Raw genomic sequence first — 21,442 nt, forward strand, 5'->3', positions numbered from 1 at the left:
AGAGAAGGATATGCGAACAGGGAAAAAGAGGAATTTGTTGGCATTAACTTTTTCGGTATTGCTCTGTGGTGGTGCTGGAATAGCTCTCCACAAGTTACGTGGCCTGAATGAAATTGGTGAGCGATGGTATAATGCGAATGTGTTATTTTATAGTCATGTGTATGATGCTGCCTCTAAAGGCTATGAATGCCTTTACTCCTGTTTGAATTATCATCCGGAATTTCTGATGAATTATGCCGGTTCGCTTTATTCCGAAGGTAAACCTTTGGAAGCCTGTAAAATATTGGAACGTGCAAAACAGATAAGTTGCAACTCTGAGGTCTGGAATGTACAGGGGTGCTATTATCAGTCGGCAGGCTATTATCGGTCAGCTGAATACTGTTTTGAACAATCGTTACAGCTAGTTCCGGAGCGACTTTATCCTTATTATTTGTTGGCAAAGCTTTATGCTGAACCTAAGTTTTTGAATCAAGAAAAAGCGAAGCAAATGGCTACCATTGTCATAACTAAGTCTCCCAAAGTGTATTCCAAAGCCGTTGATGAGATGAGGCAAGAAATGGTGCTGTTGCTAAGCTGTTATAAATTAATTATTAATTTTAAAATGAAGAGATTATGAAGAAAAATTTGAAATTGATCGTATTTGCGGTTGTGTTGTGCGCGGTATCTGCGCTGAATGTAAAAGTCGTGTTGGATACAGAACACTCCGGTGATTTGGCGTTGACATCGTTGGCGGCAATTGGTGAAGGTAATTCGGGTGAAGGTGGAGAAGGTGGAGGGGGGGATGATTATGGTCCGTGTGGTACTAATATTACTGGTGATGTATCGATGCAAGATTGTCGTGGTGTGAAAATGTATGCTCGCGTTACTATTACTTATACATGTGAAGGTCAAGGCTTAGGCATCTGTAGTGATGGGGTTGAGTATTATTTCTATGATTGTGAAGGTAGCGTGATAAAACATGATGAGTATATTACTACTAAAAGTTGTAAATAATGATAGGAATCAAATATTCTGTAATTAGAAAAATAGCGTTTTGTATTCTGCCGGTTATTTTGTTTTCATGTAAATATGAAAATCGTATCGTAGAAAGAGGTGCAATATTTGTAGCTAATCTAGACAGTACATGTACATCTGAATTCAAGTATTCTAATCTTTATAGAAAAGTAATGGCTATTGCCTTAGATAATAAAGAGGTTATGTTGGTTGAAATAAGCAAAATGCTTGTTTATAAGGATAGGCTGTACTTGTTAGATCGTAAATCGCAAGGAGTATATGCTTTTCAGAAAGACGGTCGTTTTGTGCGCAAATTCGGTAATTTGGGTGCAGGACCGGATGAGTATGTCAACTGTAGAGACTTTGCGATAAATTCTGATGCCGGTGAAATCTATGTATATGATATGGTTAAGCATAGGATTCATAAGTATGACATAATTTCAGGTTCTTATAAGGAGAGTATACAGGTAGATAAGAGTATTGATATTGATTATATCACATATAATAGTGGGTATTTGTATGCGGCGCAAACTTCTAACAGAAGTGAAAAAAAAGAGGAAGTCTATTATTTGTTGTACCGGATAGATATTGAATCGGGGAGGAAGACAGCTCAATGGTTAGATGCGGCATCTTATAATAAAGGCTGGAATGATGAATTAATGCATGGCAATATTTTTTATAATATTAAGGAGGACGAGGATTTATTTGTTTTAGGTTTGATGGATACTGTTATGTGTATAAAGAAGGCTGAAATACTCCCTTTTTTAGCGATAGAAAGTGAACGGTTGGTTCAAAAAGAGGATATTCTAGAAGAAGAACAAATACCGACCTCTAATCCAAGAGTGCGTAGTAAGCGTATGATGTCTTTGTTAACTCGTTTGTCTGCCCAGAATAAATACTACCAGATATTCAATGTTTTTGAGCATAATTCTATGTTATATTTTAACTGTATGGGTCGAATTAGTTATTTTGTACAATACGATGAGAAAAGGCGAACGACTTCTACCTATTCACGAATGACAGATGATGTTCTATTCCAAATGATTCCTGACCATTTTCAATTGCCTATATTTTTATCTACAGATAAAACCGGAGTCTATTATTATGTCCCAAATGAGAATTTGAGCGAATTGAAATATTTTATAGAAGAGAATAATATATCCGAAGAAGTGGTAAATAGGGAAAGTGTAAAGAAATTAGATGATGATTCAAATCCTGTTATACTCTATTATGAATATAAAGATTAAGGGAATATTTCAGGTATTTACTACTGTCTGTATCATGCTACTCGCATGTATATGCATGAGGAAGAGTCATGATATGGAGAAATCACATGAAAAAATAGTGATGCTATTATCTTATGTAACATACTCTGTAAATATGTTGAAAGAAGTGTCAATTGAAGGGATAAATTCAGCCGTTTTCCCAGAGAGGAATGCTTTGATATATTGTTTTTCAGAGGATATGTGTGACGAATGTATATATCAAGATTTGGCAGAATTATATGAGGCTCAAAAAGAAGTAGGAAAAGATAGGGTTTTACTACTTCCTGCATATAGAACGATTCGTAAAAATCAAATAATCCTTAGAAATAGTTTCATAACTTTAGATATATGAATATTTCTCCTGATTCTATTAAGTTTCCATTTCATCGGGAGAACGGATTAGAGCAAAGATTCTTTGTTTTTACGGATGAAGTTGGAAGAATCAGATCTTTATTTTTTCCTCAAAAGAATAAGCAAGATGTTACGCGTATATATCTTAGCGGTGTAAAGAGGCAAATGAAATGATATGCGAGATTATCTATGAAGGGGAATCTGGGATTGATCGTACTGTTAGGCGGAGCCTTTACTTAAGTCAAAGTATCAAGAATACGAAGATTGTCATTTATTTGCCGGAGTTGGGATGCGCTTCTTGTTATGAGATGCAGTTACAGTTTTTACAATCAACAATTCCCTCTGATATTAAACCGGAAGTTTTTATTGTGGGGAAGTTTTCTAGTTATCGTGAGCAGAAACTTTTTGAAGAGAAGAGTGGTTTCACAACATATAGAATAGAGAAATCGCTCACAGGTTTTCCTTTATCCATGTTTGATGAAATTCCTATGACTTTTTTGTTGGGAGAGAATATGATAGGATATGCTTTTTTTGATTCGTCAAAATCAAATACTCTTTCAGACTTGTATTATAAATTTGTTATAGAAAAAATGCGTTACATTCGGGAATGAAAGAAAAGTGTATTGCCTTAATTCTTTAAGAAATAATGAAGGGAATTTGTTATATCCGAACGCCTATGAATTTAAAAACTAAACGCATATTGAGGAGAGTCGGCTGGAGCGTCTTCGGATGCTTCGGTCTTTTTCAGATATATGTATTCATCCGGCTTTACCTGCTGACCTCTTTTGTCATCCCCACCTACTCTATGTCCCCTACTTTGACGGCAGGGGATTACATCATCGCTTTCCTGCGTATCCCCGGTAGGCGAGAAATAAAGAAAGATGACGTACGCCCCGAGCATTACATTGTGCAGCGGAAAGAGGGAACGCGTGAAGTGCGAAAAGGAGATGTAACGGTGTTTAACTTCCCCTATTTCCAGGGGGAAGAAAGAATGATTATGGGGTTCGGCCTGTTCTTTTGCAAGCGTTGTGTGGCTACACCGGGAGATACTTACCGCTGGTTGTGGGAGGGAGGAACCCATAGCGTATATCTTCCTCATCAAGGAGAGGCAGTGAGAATAGATACCGTGAACTTTCATCACTACAGCCGCTGCATAGAGTATGAGACGGGATTAATGCCGAAACTGATGAAAGAGTCTGTGATACATGCTGACACGGTGATGCATAGTTATCGTTTTAGATGCAACTATTACTTTATGCGTGGTGATAACTATGCGGATTCTTACGATTCACGCTTTTGGGGGATACTACCGGAAGATTTTATTCTGGGAGTAGGGTTGTTTACATGGTTTTCTAAAGAACCGGAAACGGGAAAAATCCGTTGGGAAAGAATGTTTAAGAAATTGTGAAGTTAATGATTGGCAATTAGTGATAAAGAAAATTTTGATTTGTGGCTTGATACTTGGCTTGCCAACGGCTTGTTCCGGTTTCATTATCCTGCCCAGTCTTCTCTATCCAGATTCCTGTATCCAATGGCTTCTGCCAAATGTGAGGGCTGTATCAGATCACTGTTTTCAAGGTCGGCAATGGTACGCGCGACTTTTAGTATACGGTCATAGGCACGGGCGGAAAGATTGAGCCTGTTCATTGCATTTTTCAGCAAGGCAAGACCTTTGTCATCCGGACGAGCATATAGGGAAAGTAGTTTGCTGCTCATTTGCGCATTACAGTAAACGCCCGGAATATCTGCATACCTGTTTTCCTGAATTTGCCGGGCAGAGATTACACGCTCTCGTATGCTGGAACTCGCCTCTCCCGGACGAGCATCGGACATTTTCTCAAAAGGTACAGGAACGACTTCGATTTGTAGGTCGATGCGGTCAAGTAAAGGGCCGGAGATACGGTTCAGGTATTTTTGTACTTGCCCCGGGCTACATACGCAAGCTTTTGTCGGATGATTGTAATATCCGCAAGGGCATGGGTTCATAGAGGCTACCAGCATAAAACTGGCAGGATATTCCACATTGCTTCTCACGCGGGAAATGGTGATCTTCCGGTCTTCCAGCGGTTGACGGAGGACTTCCAGTACGCTGCGATTGAATTCCGGCAATTCGTCCAGAAATAAAATACCATTATGGGCAAGGCTGATTTCTCCCGGTTGTGGATAACTGCCTCCACCGGTCATGGCTACTGTAGAGATAGTGTGATGCGGATCGCGGAACGGGCGTTTTGAAATAAGTCCCGTATTGTTTTGCAGTCTTCCTGCCACAGAATGTATTTTTGTAGTTTCAAGGCTCTCTCCCAGGGACAGCGGGGGAAGAATGGATGGTAATCTTTTGGCAAGCATGGATTTTCCGCTTCCTGGGGCGCCAATCAGAATAATATTATGCCCCCCTGCCGCGGCCACTTCCAGTGCACGTTTTACGTTTTCCTGTCCTTTTACATCTGCAAAGTCCAGATCAAAGCTACTTTGTTGCGCATAAAACTCTTCGCGGGTGTTGACGATGGTAGGAGTGAGTTCCTGCTTCCCATTGAAGAATTCTATTACCTCTTTGATGTTTTCAACTCCATATACTTGAATCTGATTGACTACTGCCGCTTCAAGAGCGTTCTGTCTGGGTACTATGATTCCTTCGAATCCTAATTCACGTGCTTTGATGGCAATGGGCAGAGCCCCCTTGATGGGTTGCAGGCTACCGTCAAGGCTCAGCTCGCCCATCATCAGGTAACGGTTCAGCTTATCCGGTTGGATTACTTCTCCGGCGGCAAGCATACCAATGGCAAGTGGGAGGTCATAGGCGGAACCTTCTTTGCGGATATCAGCAGGTGCCATATTGATGATGATATTGCTGGTAGGTATTCGGTATCCATTCACTTGTAGTGCGGAAATGATACGTTGGTGGCTTTCTTTGACGGCCGAATCCGGTAGTCCGACAAGATAGAACATACAACCTCTTGAACTATTTACTTCGATTGTGATGAGGGTTGCGTCAATGCCTTGTACAGCCGCTCCGAAAACTTTGATTAGCACGTGTTTATTAGTGATTAGTGGTGAGTAGTTTTTTTCTTCTCCTTTTCTTTTTCAGCAATCTCTTTTAGCTTGTTCTCAATTGCTTTTTCATCCAGATTTTTACCTTCTATTCTTCCCGTAGGACTGAGAAGTATGTTGGTAGGAAGCGTCTGTATGGCAAATTGTTTGATAATCTCTCCGCTCCAGCCGGAGAAATCACAGACTTGTTCCCATTTCAGCGTATCTGCTTTGATGGTTTCCTGCCATTTCTTTTTATTAAGATCGAGAGAAATGCCCAGCAACGCGAAGTTCTTATTCTTCTGCTCTTTCTTATAAATACGGCGGAACATGGCATTGTTTGCACGGCTGACCGTATCCCACGAAGCCCAGAACTGTATGAGCAGGTACTGATCTTTAAAGTTGGAGCGGCTTATATCTTTATCTTCCGCATTGCGTAGTCGGAAGTAGGGCGCCGATTTCCCTACAGCTACCTTTTCTTCTTCTTCAATCCGCTTCAGCAATGCATCCATAAAGGGACGGTCCTTCAGTTCTCCGGTCATACGGTCGGCCAGTTTCTGGATTTGTGTCAGATCGGGTTGAGGGTTTTGCACAAAGTATTTATCAAGCAGATAGATACTGACTAATGAAGCAGGATGTTCAGTAATGAAATTCTCTGCTTTTTCTTCCAAAGCTTTTCCGGACGGGGTACCCAATCCTTTCAGGTCCTGGTTGAAGTCTGTTAATTCTTTATTAGGGGCATTGCCGCTGATTTGTAAAGAGGATAGTTCGGCCATGGAGCCTTTTATTTGTATTTTATCTCCTTTATTCAGGAAAAGCGGGTACTCCGTTCCATCACTGAATAATAAGATTGTGGTGACTAACGTATCAGCAGAAAGTGTCGCGGAGAATTTATCTTTTTCGGCAATCAGTGTATCCATGCGGTCATGCATTCTGTCCGCACCATATAAGTAGATGGTATCATTCCCCAATCCTTTGATTTCTCCGCTGAGGCTGATACTATCGGTCTTCTTTCCACCACAGGCAGAGAGACCGATTAATAGAAGATATAATAGACAAACGTTCTTCATCTTTAAATACTTTTTTGCGAAAGTACGGCTTTTGCAGATAATAAAAAAGAAATGCCCGACATTTCTCAACGCCGGGCATTCTATAGATATTTTTTTATTTACTGAATGATGCTCATGAAATCTGCATTCGTAAAGTACTTAGCAAATTCCAGGTCAGAAGCGGCTTTCTTAGCTAATGAAGAATCTTTAGCTACAGCGCTCTTCAAGCTGCTGGTAACCATAGAAGAATTGTTAGTTCTTGCACCTAATACAGCCATCAGGTATTCAGTATAAGCGTCTGGCTTTTCTACACTTGCCAAAGTATTTTTAGCTTTGTTGTAGTCCTTAGCCAGAATCTGAGCCAAAGCGGCACTGTTAGATTTCGTGTTGCCGAATGCGCTTACGGCTCTGTCATATTGACCTTGAGCGACGTAGAGGTTACCCAGAGCTTCGTTCAGTTCTTTTGCACCGGAAGCTTTGCTCAGGTAAGTTTCAGCGGCAGCTTTATCACCCTTTGTCAAAGCGATCAAACCAAGGTTCATGTTAACTTCAGGAGCATCCTTGATAGAAGCAGCTTTCTTGAAGTAGCTTTCAGCCTTGTCAAGGTTACCTGCCTGGTAAGCCAGTTTACCTAAGTTATTGTAAGCGCGATAGTCGTTCGGATAAATCTGAGTAGCTTTAGTGAAGATTACTTCTTGCTTAGCCGGATCGTTAGTCAGAGTAGCTGCGTACAGCAATTCTTCCAGACTTAGTTGCTTAGCATCTGTGTTAGCCAGATTAGCGATTTCGTCATCAGACTTACCGATGATTTCATAATTTAAAGTCAGACGAGAACGACGCAATTGCGGCAAGATTTCGTCAGCTAAGTTCTTATAAACAGAAGAAATGTTCTTGATTTCCTGCTCTCTTTGTTCAGGATCAGAATACATAGACAGAACGCGAAGGATCAGTTCTTTATCTTGGATATTAGATTTAGATACCAATTCCTGGAAACCTTCCCAGTCCTGAGCAGTATATTTTGTATCGATTGCAGCGTCAATTTTTGCTTTCTTCAAGTTCTGGTTGATAACCTTTGCAGTGTTGTCCTGACGGTTTTCGGCCAACTTAGTGTTCAGGCTTACACCACCATCGGGAGATGCATAAGCAGAAACTTCGATGTTGCTGATCTTCTTGTTAACAGCACCGTCTACGTTCTTTACTTCTTCGTTGAATTCCTTAGCGGTCTTCAATTCGCCGGCACGAACGTTAGCTTGTTGAATCAAGAACATGATGTTAGCATCGTGTTTTTCCTTGATGATACGTTGGAAAGCGTCGTCACCGTTAGCAGGAGTAGCGCTACTCAGTGTCTGCTCAACCATTTCAGAAGTGGAAATCACACCGTCAGCTACCTTCACAGCAGGAATAGTAACTGTTTTGCTACCTATTGTGGCCTTGAATTCCAGATATAACTCTGATTTAGCCATTTCGGGAACATAGTCGAAAGAAGTTTTCATAGTGTAGTTACCACCCATCTTGTACGAGATAGTTTGGTCGTTACCTTCTACTTTTTCTCCTTGGAATACGGCTGACTGTCCTTTAGCTTCTCCACCGTTCCATTTCAGAACCGGGGTTACTTCTACTACAGCTTTCTTGTTAAAATACTTTTCAGGGAATTTTCCGTTGATAGTGGCGGGAACTTTGCCACCGACAGCTTCAAGAACCTGAGGGGTTACGGTGAAATAATCAGAAGATAATTCACCCATTTTGCTGCTACAAGATGAAAGTGCAACAACCAGTGCCATTAACAAAGGCAGATACAATCTCTTAGTCATTTTAGGTATAAATTAATTGTTTGTAATTGAAATTAGTCTATTGGTTTCTCTCAGTGCCTATTACCACATGATAATAGTATCGCAAAGATATTAAATCTCCCGGCACAATCTGAAAGGAATAGCCAATTTTATTATAATTTAATGAAATCCTGTCTCTTTTCTGTACTTGATGTTTCTTGGATGGTGTTCAATGATCTCACTCCGCAACATATTCCGGTCGATATGGGTATAAATTTCGGTAGTAGCGATGGACTCGTGTCCCAGCATACATTGTATGGCACGCAGGTTTGCGCCTCCTTCCAGCAAGTGGGTAGCGAAGGAATGACGGAAGGTGTGCGGGCTGATGTTTTTGGTGATACCAGCTTTCTCCGCCAACTCCTTTATCAGGTGAAAAACCATGATGCGCGAGATACTGTTCCCCCAGCGGGCAAGGAATACATAATCTTCAAATCCTTTCTTTATTTTACCAACATTACGGTCGAGTAACCAGTATTTTATTTCTTTGATGGCACGTGGGGAGATGGGGACTAATCGCTGTTTGCTGCCTTTTCCTTCTACCTTAATGAAACCTTCATCGAAATAGAGCTCGGACAGCTTCAGACTACAAAGTTCCGAGACGCGCAGTCCGCAGCTGTATAGAGTTTCCAGAATGGCTCGGTTGCGCTGGCCTTCCTTTTTACTCATGTCTACAGTAGCTATGATGGTGTCTATTTCTTCTACGGTCAGTACCTCCGGCAGTTTAAAACCTATTTTAGGACCTTCGAGCAGTTCACTGGGATCATCTTCCCGATAGTCTGCCATAATCAGGAAGTGGAAGAATGATTTTATTCCGGACATGATGCGTGCCTGGGAGCGGGGATGGATGCCGATGTCATGCAAGCCAGCGGCGAAACGTTGCAAGTCGTCCAGAGTGACTGACAGCATATCGATATTCTCTGCTTTCAAAAAGCGCAGCAATTTATCAAGATCGGTCAGATAGGCATCAAGCGTATTGGCGGAAAGTGCTTTTTCTAACTTTAGATACTGCGGATACTTCCTGATAATCAGTGCTTCTTTCTCCTTATTTATTGTTTTTTCGTCTAATTTCATTTCTTTTTTCTACCTTTGCACCGTGAAAATAGGCAGTAACCCGGCGGAATAATGCGAATTTGTTTCCGCTTTCAGTCTGCACTATCTTTACAGCTTGATTTTAACGTTTCTCAGACGTATCTGAGCCGTACTTCCTCCGTACCAGCTCCGTATCTATAGGCTTGGACTTGCTACGGAGCTGCTACGGACCTGACACGGAGTTCGTATGGAGTTGATACGGACCTCGTACGGAGTTGATACTTTCGGGAGACAAAGGTATAAAAAATTGTGTTATGAGGATACAAATAATTAACGGCCCGAATATCAATCTATTGGGTAAGCGTGAACCTTCCATTTACGGCAGTGTTACTTTTGAGGATTACCTTGCTGAACTTCGTGAGAAGTACGCTGATGTGCAAATAGACTATTTCCAGTCAAACATTGAGGGAGAGTTGATAGACAAAATCCAGCAAACCGGTTTTGAGGTGGATGGAATCATCCTGAACGCAGGTGCCTACACCCATACCTCTATTGCTTTGCAGGATGCCATCCGTTCAGTGACTTCTCCGGTTATTGAGGTGCATATTTCCAATGTACATGCCCGTGAGGCTTTCCGGCATGTGTCTATGATTGCCTGTGCCTGTAAAGGTGTGATTTGCGGTTTCGGCTTGAACTCCTACCGCCTGGCGCTCGAAGCGTTGGCCGGTAATTCGTAATTTGTAATTAAATAAAATAGGTATAAGATTATGTTATTGAAACAGACTAAAATCGTTGCAACCATTTCAGATAAGCGTTGTGACGTTGATTTTATAAAAGGCTTGTTTGAAGCCGGTATGAACGTGGTGCGTATGAACACGGCGCATCTTGGGTATGACGGCCTTGAGAAGTTGATAAATAATGTTCGTACGGTGTCCAACCGCATTGCTATCCTGATGGATACAAAAGGTCCGGAAGTCCGCACCACTATTAGTGAAGAACCTATACCTTATAAAACGGGAGACAGGGTGAAAGTGGTAGGCAATCCCGATATTCCCACTACCCGTGAGTGCATCTCTGTCTCTTATCCTAATTTTGTGCACGATGTGTCGGTAGGCGTCCACATTCTTATCGACGATGGCGATCTGGAAATGATAGTTGTAGATAAGACTCCTGAATATTTGCTGTGTGAGGTGCAGAATGAAGCTACGCTGGGAAGCCGTAAGAGTGTCAATGTACCGGGTGTACGCATCAACCTTCCTTCTCTGACAGAGAAAGACCGCAATAACATCCTTTATGCCATTGAGAAAGACATCGACTTTATCGCTCACTCTTTTGTGCGTAATAAACAGGATGTGCTGGATATAAAGGAAATTCTGGATGCTCATAACAGTGATATCCGTATCGTAGCCAAGATAGAGAATCAGGAAGGCGTTGATAACATTGATGAAATCCTGGAAGTGGCTGACGGTGTGATGGTGGCTCGTGGTGACCTCGGTATCGAAGTCCCCCAAGAACGTATTCCGGGTATTCAGCGTTTGCTGATTCGTAAATGTATCCTGGCAAAGAAACCGGTAATTGTGGCTACGCAGATGCTTCATACAATGATTACCAATCCGCGTCCTACCCGTGCAGAGGTAACAGATATTGCGAATGCTATCTATTATCGTACGGATGCTTTGATGCTGAGCGGTGAAACGGCGTATGGTAAATATCCGTTGGATGCTGTGAAGACCATGACGAAAGTTGCCGCACAGGCAGAAAAAGATAAACTGGCAGATAATGATATCCGTATTCCATTGGATGAGAACAGTAATGACGTGACTGCCTTCCTTGCAAAGCAAGCTGTAAAAGCTACTTCTAAGCTGAAGATACGTGCCATTATTACCGATAGCTACAGTGGACGCACTGCCCGTAACCTTGCTGCATTCCGTGGTAAATATCCAGTACTGGCTATTTGCTATAAAGAAAAGACAATGCGTCATCTGGCACTTTCTTACGGTGTGGAAGCTATTTACATGCCGGAACTTGCCAACGGGCAGGAATACTATTTTGCTGCCTTGCGCCGTCTGCTGAAAGAAGGCCGTCTGTCTGAAACAGATATGGTGGGTTATCTGAGTAGCGGTAAAGCAGGAACACACACTTCTTTCCTCGAAATTAATATAGTGGGAGATGCCTTGAAGTATTCCGGAGAAAGCGTATTGCCGAATAAGAACAGATACCTTTAATTAAATGAAGAATTAAGAATGAAGAATAATTGTGCAGCAGGCAGCGCAATCTGATTCTTCATTCTTAATCCCTCATTCTTCATTCCTATGAGCATAGACGAATATATTTTGCAGCACATTGACGATGAAGGTGATTATCTGAAAGCCCTTTATCGGGATACACATATTAAATTGTTGTATCCGCGTATGGCATCAGGCCATTTGCAAGGGCGGATGCTAAAGATGTTTGTCAAAATGATACGTCCTCATCGTATTCTGGAAATAGGTACTTATAGCGGTTATTCTGCTCTTTGCATGGCCGAAGGATTACCGGAAGACGGAATGTTATACACGTTTGAGATCAATGATGAACAAGAAGACTTCACCCGTCCCTGGTTGGAGAATTCTGCTTATGCGGATAAGATCAGGTTTTATATAGGTGATGCGTTGGAAATGGTTCCACAGTTGGATCTTAGTTTCGACCTTGCCTTTATTGATGGTGACAAGCGTAAATATATCGATTATTATGAGATGGTGCTGTCGCGTCTTTCCGATGGCGGTTACATTATTGCCGATAATACTTTGTGGGACGGTCATGTTCTTGAAGAACAACCGCATCGTACTGATCTGCAGACTATAGGAATCAAGGCTTTCAATGACCTTGTCGCACAGGATGCACGGGTAGAGAAGGTAATTCTTCCTTTGCGTGACGGACTGACCATTATCCGCAAGAAATGATATTTAAGTCAGAGGATAAGTAATTGTAACCACTTTTTCCACTCCTTCTGAAACCTGATAGTTCCCTTTAAATGCCCCCAGATAAAGCCGGTTGATGTCGTGCAAGATACGTTGTTCCTGTTCGTCTTCCCACACTTGGTAGAGAGGACTTCCTTTTACTGTGATTTTAAGGCGTTGCTCTTCTCTGGTCAGTGTGTATTCTACTTGGCAGATATTTCCGTCATATAACCTTGGTACGGACAATAATGATGAAAGCAGTTTGAGGAACCATCTGCTATCCGCCTGGATGGGTAATGTCTCCAGAGTGGTGTGGAATTCCGGATTCACTAACGTGGTCTGCATGTTTACCATCATCTTTGCTTCCCGGCAAAGTTCTACGGCATCACATTCCTGTACGTTAAACCGCATCATGCCAGCTTCAAGGCGTGATAAATCAAGGATGTTGTTTATCAAGGCCAGTAGCTTTTCAGAGTTATTCTTTATGGCTGCCGAATACTCCTGTATTTCCTCCTCGGAAAGATTTTTCTCGGTAGATAATAGTTCGGAAAAACCTACGACTGTATTCAGTGGTATGCGGATTTCATAAGTGATATTTTGCAGAAAATACTCTTTCATTTTATTTGCTGCTTCTATCGTTTCTAACGCATGCCGGGTTTCTTTTTCCGAATCACGTAATTGCCGGTGAATGCGAAAGGCACGTATGATGGCAAGAAGCATCAGGATAAGTATAATGGCAGATGCCCCGACGTATATCCAGCGATATTGTTTGGTCAACAATTCTTTATCTAATAAGGCTTTTTGGATCTTGTAATTAGCTTGATATACTTCTTCATGGCGTTGCAGCATATCTTTGTTGAGAGAGTCCCCTTTGAAGGCGGCTGTTTTGTAGATGTTGGCTGCTTCTTCGTATTGACCTGCCTCTAGCATAGCCTCTGCTTTCATCTTGAGAATACTGTTGTCATGGAAAGGCTCTATCCCCTGACAGGCTGACAAGGCCAGATCGAATGATTGGAAACACTTTCCCCAGTCTTTTATGAGCTTATAGTATACGCCCCATAGAGCATGGTAATCAATATAGTAGCTGAAGAATATATCCTTATCGTAGTACTTTTCTGCCCTTGCCAAATGCAATTTAAGGCTATCTTTGTCTTCGGCCTTAGCATAAACCATACCGAAATAGATCTCTGTTTCTAAAAAAATGTTTCTCAATATATTTGTGGATTGCGGATCCTCTTCTACCATCTTTTTCAAGACCTCTTGTAGCAGCTCCAATTCACTGCGGGCTTCTGTATACTTCTGTTGTGCCAGATATATTCCCGCCAAATTCTCGTGTATCAGCATCAGAGAATGGTTGTTGGCATCCGGATTTACTATCAAAGCTTGTTTATAGCTTGCAACCGCTTCGTCATATTGTTCAGCAAAGTCTTGTGCTTGTGCCAAGGCGATGAGTGAAACGAATACTCCCCTGTCGTATTGGATGCGATCGGCTTCTTTTTGCATTTCCCGGGCTTGCATGATGGCGTATTCTGTGTCTCCCTGGGCACACTTGGTCTGTAATATGGATAACCAGATTGTATAATAGAGCGAGTAATCCTTATATCGGTAGCTGGCTTCTTTCAGATTCTGAAAACACCGTTCCATCTCAGAAGCGTCAGCCTGGAATTCATAGTGGCGGCAATAATCAAAAAGAGTGTATAACTCTTCTTCGTGCATTCCTTTCTGTCTGGAAAGTACAAGAGCGGAGTCGAGAAATTCTGTACCAACCTTTTTTCCTATGTATTGCTGGAAAGCATCTCTCAATATCTTTGAACGAAGTGTATCATTAGTCTCGGATTTGACGACCTGAAAAATGCTGTCGCGGAATTGTTGCTCTGTTTGGTGGGATGGGTATGCTTTTATTTGGAATAGCATTCCGGATATAAACAAAATAATTAATGTTGCTTTCTTCATGCCTTGTCCTCCTGCTTTAATGGGTGGGTGAAGACGAACCGTGAACCATCGGTATATTGCGGGTCTATCCAGATATTCCCGCCAAGGCGGCTGATGATGAGTTGACAGATAGCCAATCCAAGACCTGTTCCCTGGGATTTCTCGTTTACTCTTTCGAAGCGTTCGAATATTCTGCCTTGTTTTTCTAACGGAATGCCGCAACCGGTATCGGTGATGGAGAATTGCGCCATACCTTTTTCGTTTTGTTCCAGTAGCAGGGTGATGCTTCCTTCCTTTGTGAACTTGGTGGCATTGACTAATATATTGATTAGCACTTGGTGCAACCGGAGGGTATCGGTCTCGATTTCTAAGGATGGGAGTTCGGTTTTGAAGAAGATTTCAGCTTGTGTCTGCTTGATGCCTTCTAATGTTTGAACGATACCTTCGCATAAGTCCACGGCATCACATTGTTTAAGGTTGAACTTCATGTTCGTTACGTCAAGGCAGGATATGTCTACCACATCGTTCACCAGATTCAGTAGCAGGCGGGAGTTCAACTGGATGATATCATTGCATTGTTTCCGGGTTTCATCATCGATGCCGGGAGTGGTCAGTACATCGGAAAAGCCGGACAAGGCATTCAATGGAGTCCGGATTTCGTGGCTCATGTTTGAAATGAAAAGGCTTTTGTTGCGTATCGAGTCTTCTACCGCTTTCTCTGCTTTCTGTAACTTCCGCCTTGAGAACATTAACTTTTTGGCTTGTTTTTTCAGGTAGATGAAGCAAAAGATTGCAGCAATGATGAAACAGGGCAATATGATGAGGGCTACTAATAGCAAATGATTCTGTTGCTGATTGTTGGCTAGTTGCAGTTCGTCTATGGAGTATGTCTTGCGTAAATCCTTTACTTTATGGGAGTTGATTTCTTTGTAATCCGTTTCAATTCGGTCTCCCAATTCTTTATACAGATTGGCGGCTTTTTCATATTGCTGTTCTTGCATATACTGATTAGCAACTTTCCAGAGACTATCTTGTTTACTGTCCTGATTGGCATAACTGCTAAGAAACGGGGAAAGCAGAAATAGTAGTATGAAGACAGGCTTTTTCATGTTTTTTTTGATTAGTGTCGTTGCAAAGGTAATTTTATTATAAATAGATTGTCCCAATAATCGTGCTAAAAAAAGTATAATTTATCAGCTAACTGAGATATTTCAGTAACTTTGTCTCTAAATTAAAGAAGTATATAGTATGGAAACTACCAGACAGAACAAAATATCCCGTTTGCTTCAAAAAGAATTGAGTGAAATTTTCTTGTTGCAGACTAAGTCGATGCCAGGTGTACTGATCTCTGTCAGTGCTGTGCGTATCAGCCCGGACTTGAGTGTCGCACGTGTTTATCTCAGTATCTTCCCTTCGGAAAAGGCGGAGGAGATAATAAAGAATGTCAATGATAATATGAAGTCTATCCGTTATGAGTTGGGGACCCGTGTGCGTCATCAGCTTCGTATCATTCCAGAACTGAAGTTCTTTGTGGATGATTCACTGGATTATCTTGAAAAAATAGATGAATTGTTGAAGTGAACCTTCCCTTCTACATAGCCCGGCGTTATCTCTTCTCCAAGAAGAAGCACAACGCTATCAATATCATTTCCGGCATTTCGGTGTGTGGAGTGGCATTGGCTACGTTGGCATTGGTCTGTACACTCTCCGTGTTCAATGGTTTTCAGGACATGGTGGCAGGGTTCTTTACAGCCTTTGATCCGGAATTGAAAATTACGGTTCGTGAAGGAAAAGTATTTGAACCGCAGGGGACGGCCTTTCAGGAAGTGCGCTCTTTGCCGGAGATTGATGTCTGGACGGAGACGCTGGAAGAGAATGCCATGGTGCAATATAAGGACCGTCAGGCTATGGCTATTATTAAAGGGGTGGAAGATAACTTCGAGGAGCTTACGTCTATTGATAGTTTGCTGTACGGTGCAGGTGAGTTTATCCTGCATGACTCTATCGTAGATTATGGCGTATTGGGTGTGGAATTGATATCTGAGTTGGGAACAGGACTTCAGTTTGTTGATCCCCTTCAGGTGTATGCTCCCAAACGGAATGTACGCGTGAATATGGCTAATCCTTCCGCTTCTTTCAATCGTGATTACCTTTTCTCTCCCGGTGTAGTGTTTGTTGTTAATCAGCAGAAGTATGATGCACGCTACATTCTTACTTCTCTTAGCTTTGCCCGTAATCTTTTTAATTATGACACGGAGGTGTCTGCTGTTGAATTGAAGTTGAAGCCGGGGGCGGATGTTACGGCTGTGCAGAGAAAGATTGCCCGTATTCTAGGTGATGAATTTGTGGTACTGGACCGTTATGAGCAGCAGGCTGATGTGTTCCGTATTATGGAGATAGAGAAATTCATATCTTATCTTTTCCTCACATTTATTCTTGCGATAGCCTGTTTCAATGTGATTGGTTCTCTTTCCATGTTGATCTTGGATAAACGCGAAGACGTAGAGACTCTGCGTAATCTTGGAGCTGATGATCGCTTGATAGCCCGTATATTTTTGTTTGAAGGCCGGCTTATTTCCCTGTTCGGTGCACTTTCCGGTATTGTTTTGGGGCTGTTGCTTTGCTATATCCAGCAGCGTTTCGGTATTATTTCCTTAGGTGGCGGTAATGGCGGCTTTATTGTGGATGCTTATCCTGTCAGTGTGCATGTAACGGATGTCATGCTGATATTTGTTACGGTTATCACGGTCGGATTCCTTTCGGTGTGGTATCCGGTGCACTATTTGACGCGGCGGTTACTGAAGAAATAACATCTGTTTTCGATTACAAGTAGACTCCTATAAATTGAGTGCCGGATGATGAAATACCTGTTAGTAGAAGACGAACGTTTCGCTTATGAAGAGATGAAGCGGATGATGGAGAAGTTACGCCCCGATTATCAATTGGAGGCATGGACAGCCACTGTGGAGCAGACCGTACAATTTCTGAAACATCATCCGGTAGATTTGGTGTTGCTGGATATCCGGTTGACGGATGGAAACAGTTTCGACATTTTTGAGCAGATACAGGTCACGACTCCTGTTATTTTTACTACCGCCTATGATGAGCATGCCATACAGGCTTTTAAAGTGAATAGTGTGGACTATCTGCTAAAGCCTGTGGAGGAAGATGATTTACTGGCGGCATTAAGGAAATTTGAACAGCTCAGGGTTGTGCAATCTCCCGTTACCGATTACAGGAAACTGGAAGAAGCATTGATGAGTAATTGTAAAAAGAACCGTTTCCTTATCCAGAAAGGTGATGCGTATCATTATGTGGAGACTTCAGATACCGCTTTCTTCTACAGTGAAGAAAAAGTAGTCTTTCTGCATGCCTTTTCAGATAAACGCTATATTGTGGACTATACTTTGGAACAGATAGAGCAGTTGCTGGATGAGAGGACTTTCTTCCGTGTTTCCCGCAATTGCATTGCTAATATCAATTCTATCCGTAAGATATCCAAGTACTTCAACAGTCGGTTGAAGTTGAGCTTCCAGCCTGAATGTCCGCACGAGGTTTTAATCAGTCGTGTGCGGGTTCCTGATTTCCTGAAGTGGGTGGATGGTGTGCTTTAAAATACATTTGGGGATGAAGAATAAATGGTATATCCTGCTTTTCATAGTGATCATTGCAATTTCTCTGTTTGCATTCCAGTATGTGGCGGAGCTTCTTTCTGATGCTCCCCGGAGTCTGAGTTTGGAGACACAGTATCTGCTCAATTTACCTGCCTGCATCTTTGTAGGGATTGTCGACTTTCTCATCATTGTTATTGTCCATAAGAGGCTGGACAACATTAACAATACAATGAGAATCTTTATTGATTTATTGTTGGCATCCGTATGGGTGAGTTGCTTCGGCATAACGGCCAATTATATCCTGTCCGTTATTCTGGAGGAACCTTGGCCGGAAGATTATGCCCTACTGAAAATGTCTCTGCCAGTGGTGCTTTGGAATAGCATGATTGTTCTTCTGATTGAAATATTCTTTTATCAGCAAAGCCAAATGGAAGCAGAGAAAAAACTGGCAATTATAGAGAAAGAGAAGATTCAGTATCAGTATGAAACTTTGAAAGCCCAGATAAATCCACATTTCCTGTTCAATAGTCTGAATGTGCTATCCTCACTGGCTTATAGTGATGCGGAAAAGACCAATCAGTTTGCTAAAAAGCTGTCAGGTGTCTACCGTTATCTGTTGCTGACAAACAATCGTCCGATGGTTACTTTGAAGGAAGAACTGGCTTTTCTGGAAAGCTATGTGTTTCTGGAGAAGATTCGCTTTGAAGATACATTGTTCATCGAGATAGATGAATGTGGTTTGTATGGAAGCAGATTGATTATTCCCGTCAGTCTGCAATTGCTGGTAGAGAATGCGATAAAGCATAATATAGCTACTTTAAAGAATCCACTTATTGTTCGGATAGGCTTTACCGATGAGGGGATCATGGTTTCCAATAATATGCAATTGCGGAGTTCAGTAGATAGAGGTGGTATAGGGTTAGGGAACCTGGAAAAACAATACGCCTTGTATGATAAAGCAATTGATATCGTAGAAAGTACTACAGAATTTGTAGTGAGAGTACCTTTTCTCGAATAATTTTCTTTTTTCCTTTTGTTCCATCTTTGGGATAATGAAATTCAACAGGTCTTTCATGTAGTTCGTCGGAAAAGACTTATACCGGACAAGCTAATCTCTTTTCTTTGCAATAAAATAATCTAAATTATTAGCAATGAGACGATTCTCTTATCTTTTATTTCTGTTGCTCTTGGTGGCGGCAATCGATGGTTTTGCACAAGGAGTTCTTAAAACGGAGTATATGCCTGCCTCTTCTTTCAGAGATGAAGCGGGGAATAAATTGGGTTCGGGTGATTTATTAAAATTCACCGGAGCATACACGCTACCCTTTTCGCTGAAGCAGAATGCATCGGGACAGCCTGTCATGTGGTCGGCATCGGTAAGAGGGACTTATGCGATACTTAATAATCGACATATGGCTTTGGATATGCATCCGGATGAGGTGTTAAGTGGCAGTCTCAATCTGACGCATGTACGGCCCTTGTCGAGAAAGTGGTACATGATAGCCAGTTTGGGAGCAGGTATTTATTCGGCACCGGATGCAATTACCTGGCAGAGTGTATTGGTGAATGGGGGAGTGATTTTTGTGTATAAATGCAGGAAAAATCTGGATATAGGTATTGGGGCTGGATTGACGAATTCATTTGGAGTACCTATTGCCATGCCGATGTTCTTTCTGAATTGGCAGCTTTCCGGTAACTATGAGGTCAATGTGAATCTCTCTTCTGGTGTTGAAGTGTCCGGGGCGGTACGTTTGGGAGATCGGTTTAAGCTGAGGCTGGTGGCAATGGAAATGGATGGAATATCTTCTGTGATGGATGTAGAGGGAAAGTCGATGATATATGCTTCAGTTATGATGCGATCCTATCTCTGTCCGGAATACAGGATAGGTAAGAAGTCGTGCCTGTATTTGGGGATAGGAGGCAATTGGCTCAGGTCCGGCAATCTGACTAAACGTACGCTTAAAGGGTTTGTAGACAATATGTTCAGTGATAAAGATGACCCGTATTTCAATCCGACGGTTTATTTTTCTGCAGGAGTGAAATGTGGGTTTTAAGCGGAACTCGTTCAATAAAAAGTTGGATCAAGTTACTCTCACTACCCTCACTTTGTATATAAGGCAGTAATAATAAGAATTTTAAGTGTTAGTGAGAGTAACTTTTAAGAGTGAGAGTAAAAGGGTTACTCTCACTTACGCAGTCAACCTATATCAGGACGAGGCATCTATAAACTTTATATCAGGTGTTATTCTGTTGAGAACCAAGGATATATCCCTTTATTCTTAGGGATAACGGGGTGTTGACCAAGGTTGACAGGCCTATCAACCTTGGTTGACGAGTCGGTTAACCTAGGTTGACAGGCTTGTCAGCCAAGGTTAACACCCGGTAATGCTTACTGTAGAGATACAAAAACAACCGTGCAAAAAGAAATAATCAATGGCTTAGTGCTGATTCTCTGCATGAGTAGAATGCCAATACTCGCTCTTTTAGCAGATACGCATACTTTGCTTGTGATTGTTTCGATAATGCTTCTGTCAGTTTCATTTTTATCTCGTTGTATTCATATACGGCTGACTTCCCCGAAGCATACTTTTCCAAAGCATAGCGATGTGCCTCTTCATTGGCAACGACGGCTTTGGAGGTCGATTCGTATTTTTCTAACGCGTTCACTGCATCCGTATAAGCTTTTTCGATCTCTTTATATAGATTCTTTTTCTCATTTTCCAAAGACAGACGGGCATTACTCTCTTCTATTCGTGCGGTGCGGACTTCATTCTGGGTTGAAAATCGGTCGAAAAGAGGGATACTCAGTGATAAATAGACACTTTTCTGCATATTATTTTGGAGTTGTTGCCTGAAGGATGGATTTATACTGTTTCCTGAATGATAATAGCCGGTGCTGATACCTGCGCCCAATGAAAGGGTAGGGTAATACCCTGCTTTGGCCACTTTGATGGCTTTTAAAATACGGATGCACTCCGCCGGAAACCTGTAAAAAGAGGCATTTCTGCGCTTACGGAGAAGGAAGAACTTTGTGTATTGCTGTCTTCGTATGCATTACTGCGGTTGAGTGAGCGTCCGAAGTCGAACTTCTGAGAAGTTCCGGTACTGAGGTCGGGCAGGAAACTGTTTTTTAAAGTGCTTTTTTCTACTTTTAGTTTTTCAATACGGTTCCGGCTTTGTTTTACTTCAATATTGTGCCGGATGGCGTGATCGATGCACTCTTGGAGAGACCATCTTCTATTTTGTGCCTGTACATTGCCGATAAAGGCGAAAGTCGTGATTGCCACGCTTATCATTATTAATTTCTTCATAAAAATAACATCGTTTGATTACTGTATGATTCTATTGCTTTGTTGTTGCAAAAATAGAACACTGACAGCTCAAACGATGTTATAGAAATGTTATCGCTATGTT

General features: G+C 41.8%; 20 protein-coding genes and 1 pseudogene. 14 read left to right on the plus strand and 7 right to left on the minus strand.

Annotation, left to right across the window (positions count from 1 at the left end; all coding sequences use genetic code 11):
- Positions 1–10 precede the first annotated feature (10 nt).
- From VYM24_RS06855 to lepB, 6 genes are all read left to right on the plus strand, one after another.
- Positions 11–616 (plus strand): hypothetical protein, encoded by a 606-nt coding sequence (locus VYM24_RS06855; RefSeq protein WP_330941828.1) that lies wholly within the window; start codon positions 11–13, stop codon positions 614–616.
- The gene (locus VYM24_RS06860; protein WP_330941829.1) at positions 613–993 is read left to right on the plus strand and encodes a hypothetical protein; all 381 of its coding nucleotides are present in this window, start codon (positions 613–615) and stop codon (positions 991–993) included. Before VYM24_RS06855 ends, VYM24_RS06860 begins: the two co-directional genes overlap by 4 nt.
- Entirely contained in the window at positions 993–2,240 is a 1,248-nt protein-coding gene (locus tag VYM24_RS06865; protein ID WP_330941830.1) for a 6-bladed beta-propeller, read from the plus strand. Before VYM24_RS06860 ends, VYM24_RS06865 begins: the two co-directional genes overlap by 1 nt.
- 73 nt (positions 2,241–2,313) lie before the next feature.
- The gene (locus VYM24_RS06870; protein ID WP_330941831.1) at positions 2,314–2,610 is read left to right on the plus strand and encodes a hypothetical protein; all 297 of its coding nucleotides are present in this window, start codon (positions 2,314–2,316) and stop codon (positions 2,608–2,610) included.
- Positions 2,611–2,779: 169 nt separating this feature from the next.
- Positions 2,780–3,220: a hypothetical protein gene (locus tag VYM24_RS06875; protein WP_330941832.1), complete on the plus strand. Its 441-nt coding sequence runs from the start codon at positions 2,780–2,782 to the stop codon at positions 3,218–3,220.
- 65 nt (positions 3,221–3,285) lie between these two features.
- Positions 3,286–4,017, plus strand: coding sequence for a signal peptidase I (lepB, locus tag VYM24_RS06880; RefSeq protein WP_330941833.1), 732 nt, complete (start codon positions 3,286–3,288; stop codon positions 4,015–4,017).
- Positions 4,018–4,100: 83 nt separating this feature from the next.
- Here lepB and VYM24_RS06885 read toward each other — a convergent pair whose 3' ends face one another.
- The 4 genes from VYM24_RS06885 to xerD form a co-directional block, all read right to left on the minus strand.
- Positions 4,101–5,639, minus strand: coding sequence for a YifB family Mg chelatase-like AAA ATPase (locus VYM24_RS06885; RefSeq protein ID WP_330941834.1), 1,539 nt, complete (start codon positions 5,637–5,639; stop codon positions 4,101–4,103).
- Positions 5,640–5,653: 14 nt separating this feature from the next.
- Entirely contained in the window at positions 5,654–6,706 is a 1,053-nt protein-coding gene (locus tag VYM24_RS06890; protein WP_330941835.1) for a TlpA disulfide reductase family protein, read from the minus strand.
- A 98-nt stretch (positions 6,707–6,804) separates the two neighbouring features.
- The gene (locus tag VYM24_RS06895; protein ID WP_291550351.1) at positions 6,805–8,496 is read right to left on the minus strand and encodes a tetratricopeptide repeat protein; all 1,692 of its coding nucleotides are present in this window, start codon (positions 8,494–8,496) and stop codon (positions 6,805–6,807) included.
- Positions 8,497–8,634: 138 nt separating this feature from the next.
- Positions 8,635–9,585, minus strand: a complete 951-nt coding sequence (gene xerD, locus VYM24_RS06900) for a site-specific tyrosine recombinase XerD (RefSeq protein WP_291550350.1) — start codon at positions 9,583–9,585, stop codon at positions 8,635–8,637.
- Between the two features lie 272 nt (positions 9,586–9,857).
- On the opposite strand from xerD, the gene aroQ reads away from it, so the two are divergent.
- From aroQ to VYM24_RS06915, 3 genes are all read left to right on the plus strand, one after another.
- Positions 9,858–10,280 carry a type II 3-dehydroquinate dehydratase gene (aroQ, locus tag VYM24_RS06905; protein WP_291550349.1) on the plus strand — a complete coding sequence of 141 codons (423 nt, stop codon included), beginning with the start codon at positions 9,858–9,860 and terminating at the stop codon, positions 10,278–10,280.
- Positions 10,281–10,310: 30 nt separating this feature from the next.
- Positions 10,311–11,768, plus strand: coding sequence for a pyruvate kinase (gene pyk / locus VYM24_RS06910; RefSeq protein ID WP_330941836.1), 1,458 nt, complete (start codon positions 10,311–10,313; stop codon positions 11,766–11,768).
- An 87-nt stretch (positions 11,769–11,855) separates the two neighbouring features.
- Positions 11,856–12,485 carry an O-methyltransferase gene (locus VYM24_RS06915; RefSeq protein ID WP_330941837.1) on the plus strand — a complete coding sequence of 210 codons (630 nt, stop codon included), beginning with the start codon at positions 11,856–11,858 and terminating at the stop codon, positions 12,483–12,485.
- Between the two features lie 3 nt (positions 12,486–12,488).
- Here the strand turns inward: VYM24_RS06915 and VYM24_RS06920 are convergent, their stop codons facing one another.
- Both VYM24_RS06920 and VYM24_RS06925 read right to left on the minus strand, forming a co-directional pair.
- Positions 12,489–14,435: a tetratricopeptide repeat-containing sensor histidine kinase gene (locus VYM24_RS06920; protein WP_330941838.1), complete on the minus strand. Its 1,947-nt coding sequence runs from the start codon at positions 14,433–14,435 to the stop codon at positions 12,489–12,491.
- Positions 14,432–15,523 carry a sensor histidine kinase gene (locus tag VYM24_RS06925; RefSeq protein ID WP_291550341.1) on the minus strand — a complete coding sequence of 364 codons (1,092 nt, stop codon included), beginning with the start codon at positions 15,521–15,523 and terminating at the stop codon, positions 14,432–14,434. The genes VYM24_RS06920 and VYM24_RS06925 overlap by 4 nt, the downstream gene beginning before the upstream one ends.
- Before the next feature lie 139 nt (positions 15,524–15,662).
- On the opposite strand from VYM24_RS06925, the gene rbfA reads away from it, so the two are divergent.
- The 5 genes from rbfA (at position 15,663) to VYM24_RS06950 (ending at position 20,082) form a co-directional block, all read left to right on the plus strand.
- Positions 15,663–15,995 carry a 30S ribosome-binding factor RbfA gene (rbfA, locus tag VYM24_RS06930; protein ID WP_330941839.1) on the plus strand — a complete coding sequence of 111 codons (333 nt, stop codon included), beginning with the start codon at positions 15,663–15,665 and terminating at the stop codon, positions 15,993–15,995.
- Positions 15,992–17,224, plus strand: a complete 1,233-nt coding sequence (locus VYM24_RS06935; protein WP_291550338.1) for an FtsX-like permease family protein — start codon at positions 15,992–15,994, stop codon at positions 17,222–17,224. The genes rbfA and VYM24_RS06935 overlap by 4 nt, the downstream gene beginning before the upstream one ends.
- A gap of 45 nt (positions 17,225–17,269) precedes the next feature.
- Entirely contained in the window at positions 17,270–18,028 is a 759-nt protein-coding gene (locus tag VYM24_RS06940; protein ID WP_330941840.1) for a LytR/AlgR family response regulator transcription factor, read from the plus strand.
- Positions 18,029–18,041: 13 nt separating this feature from the next.
- The gene (locus tag VYM24_RS06945; RefSeq protein WP_299096096.1) at positions 18,042–19,046 is read left to right on the plus strand and encodes a sensor histidine kinase; all 1,005 of its coding nucleotides are present in this window, start codon (positions 18,042–18,044) and stop codon (positions 19,044–19,046) included.
- Between the two features lie 133 nt (positions 19,047–19,179).
- The gene (locus VYM24_RS06950; protein ID WP_330941841.1) at positions 19,180–20,082 is read left to right on the plus strand and encodes a DUF6268 family outer membrane beta-barrel protein; all 903 of its coding nucleotides are present in this window, start codon (positions 19,180–19,182) and stop codon (positions 20,080–20,082) included.
- Between the two features lie 376 nt (positions 20,083–20,458).
- On the opposite strand, the pseudogene VYM24_RS06955 reads toward VYM24_RS06950, so the two are convergent.
- Positions 20,459–21,339 (minus strand): annotated as a pseudogene (locus VYM24_RS06955) (TolC family protein).
- Positions 21,340–21,442 lie beyond the last annotated feature (103 nt).

It is taken from the genome of Bacteroides sp. MSB163 (genome assembly GCF_036416795.1).
Classification (GTDB): domain Bacteria; phylum Bacteroidota; class Bacteroidia; order Bacteroidales; family Bacteroidaceae; genus Bacteroides; species Bacteroides maternus.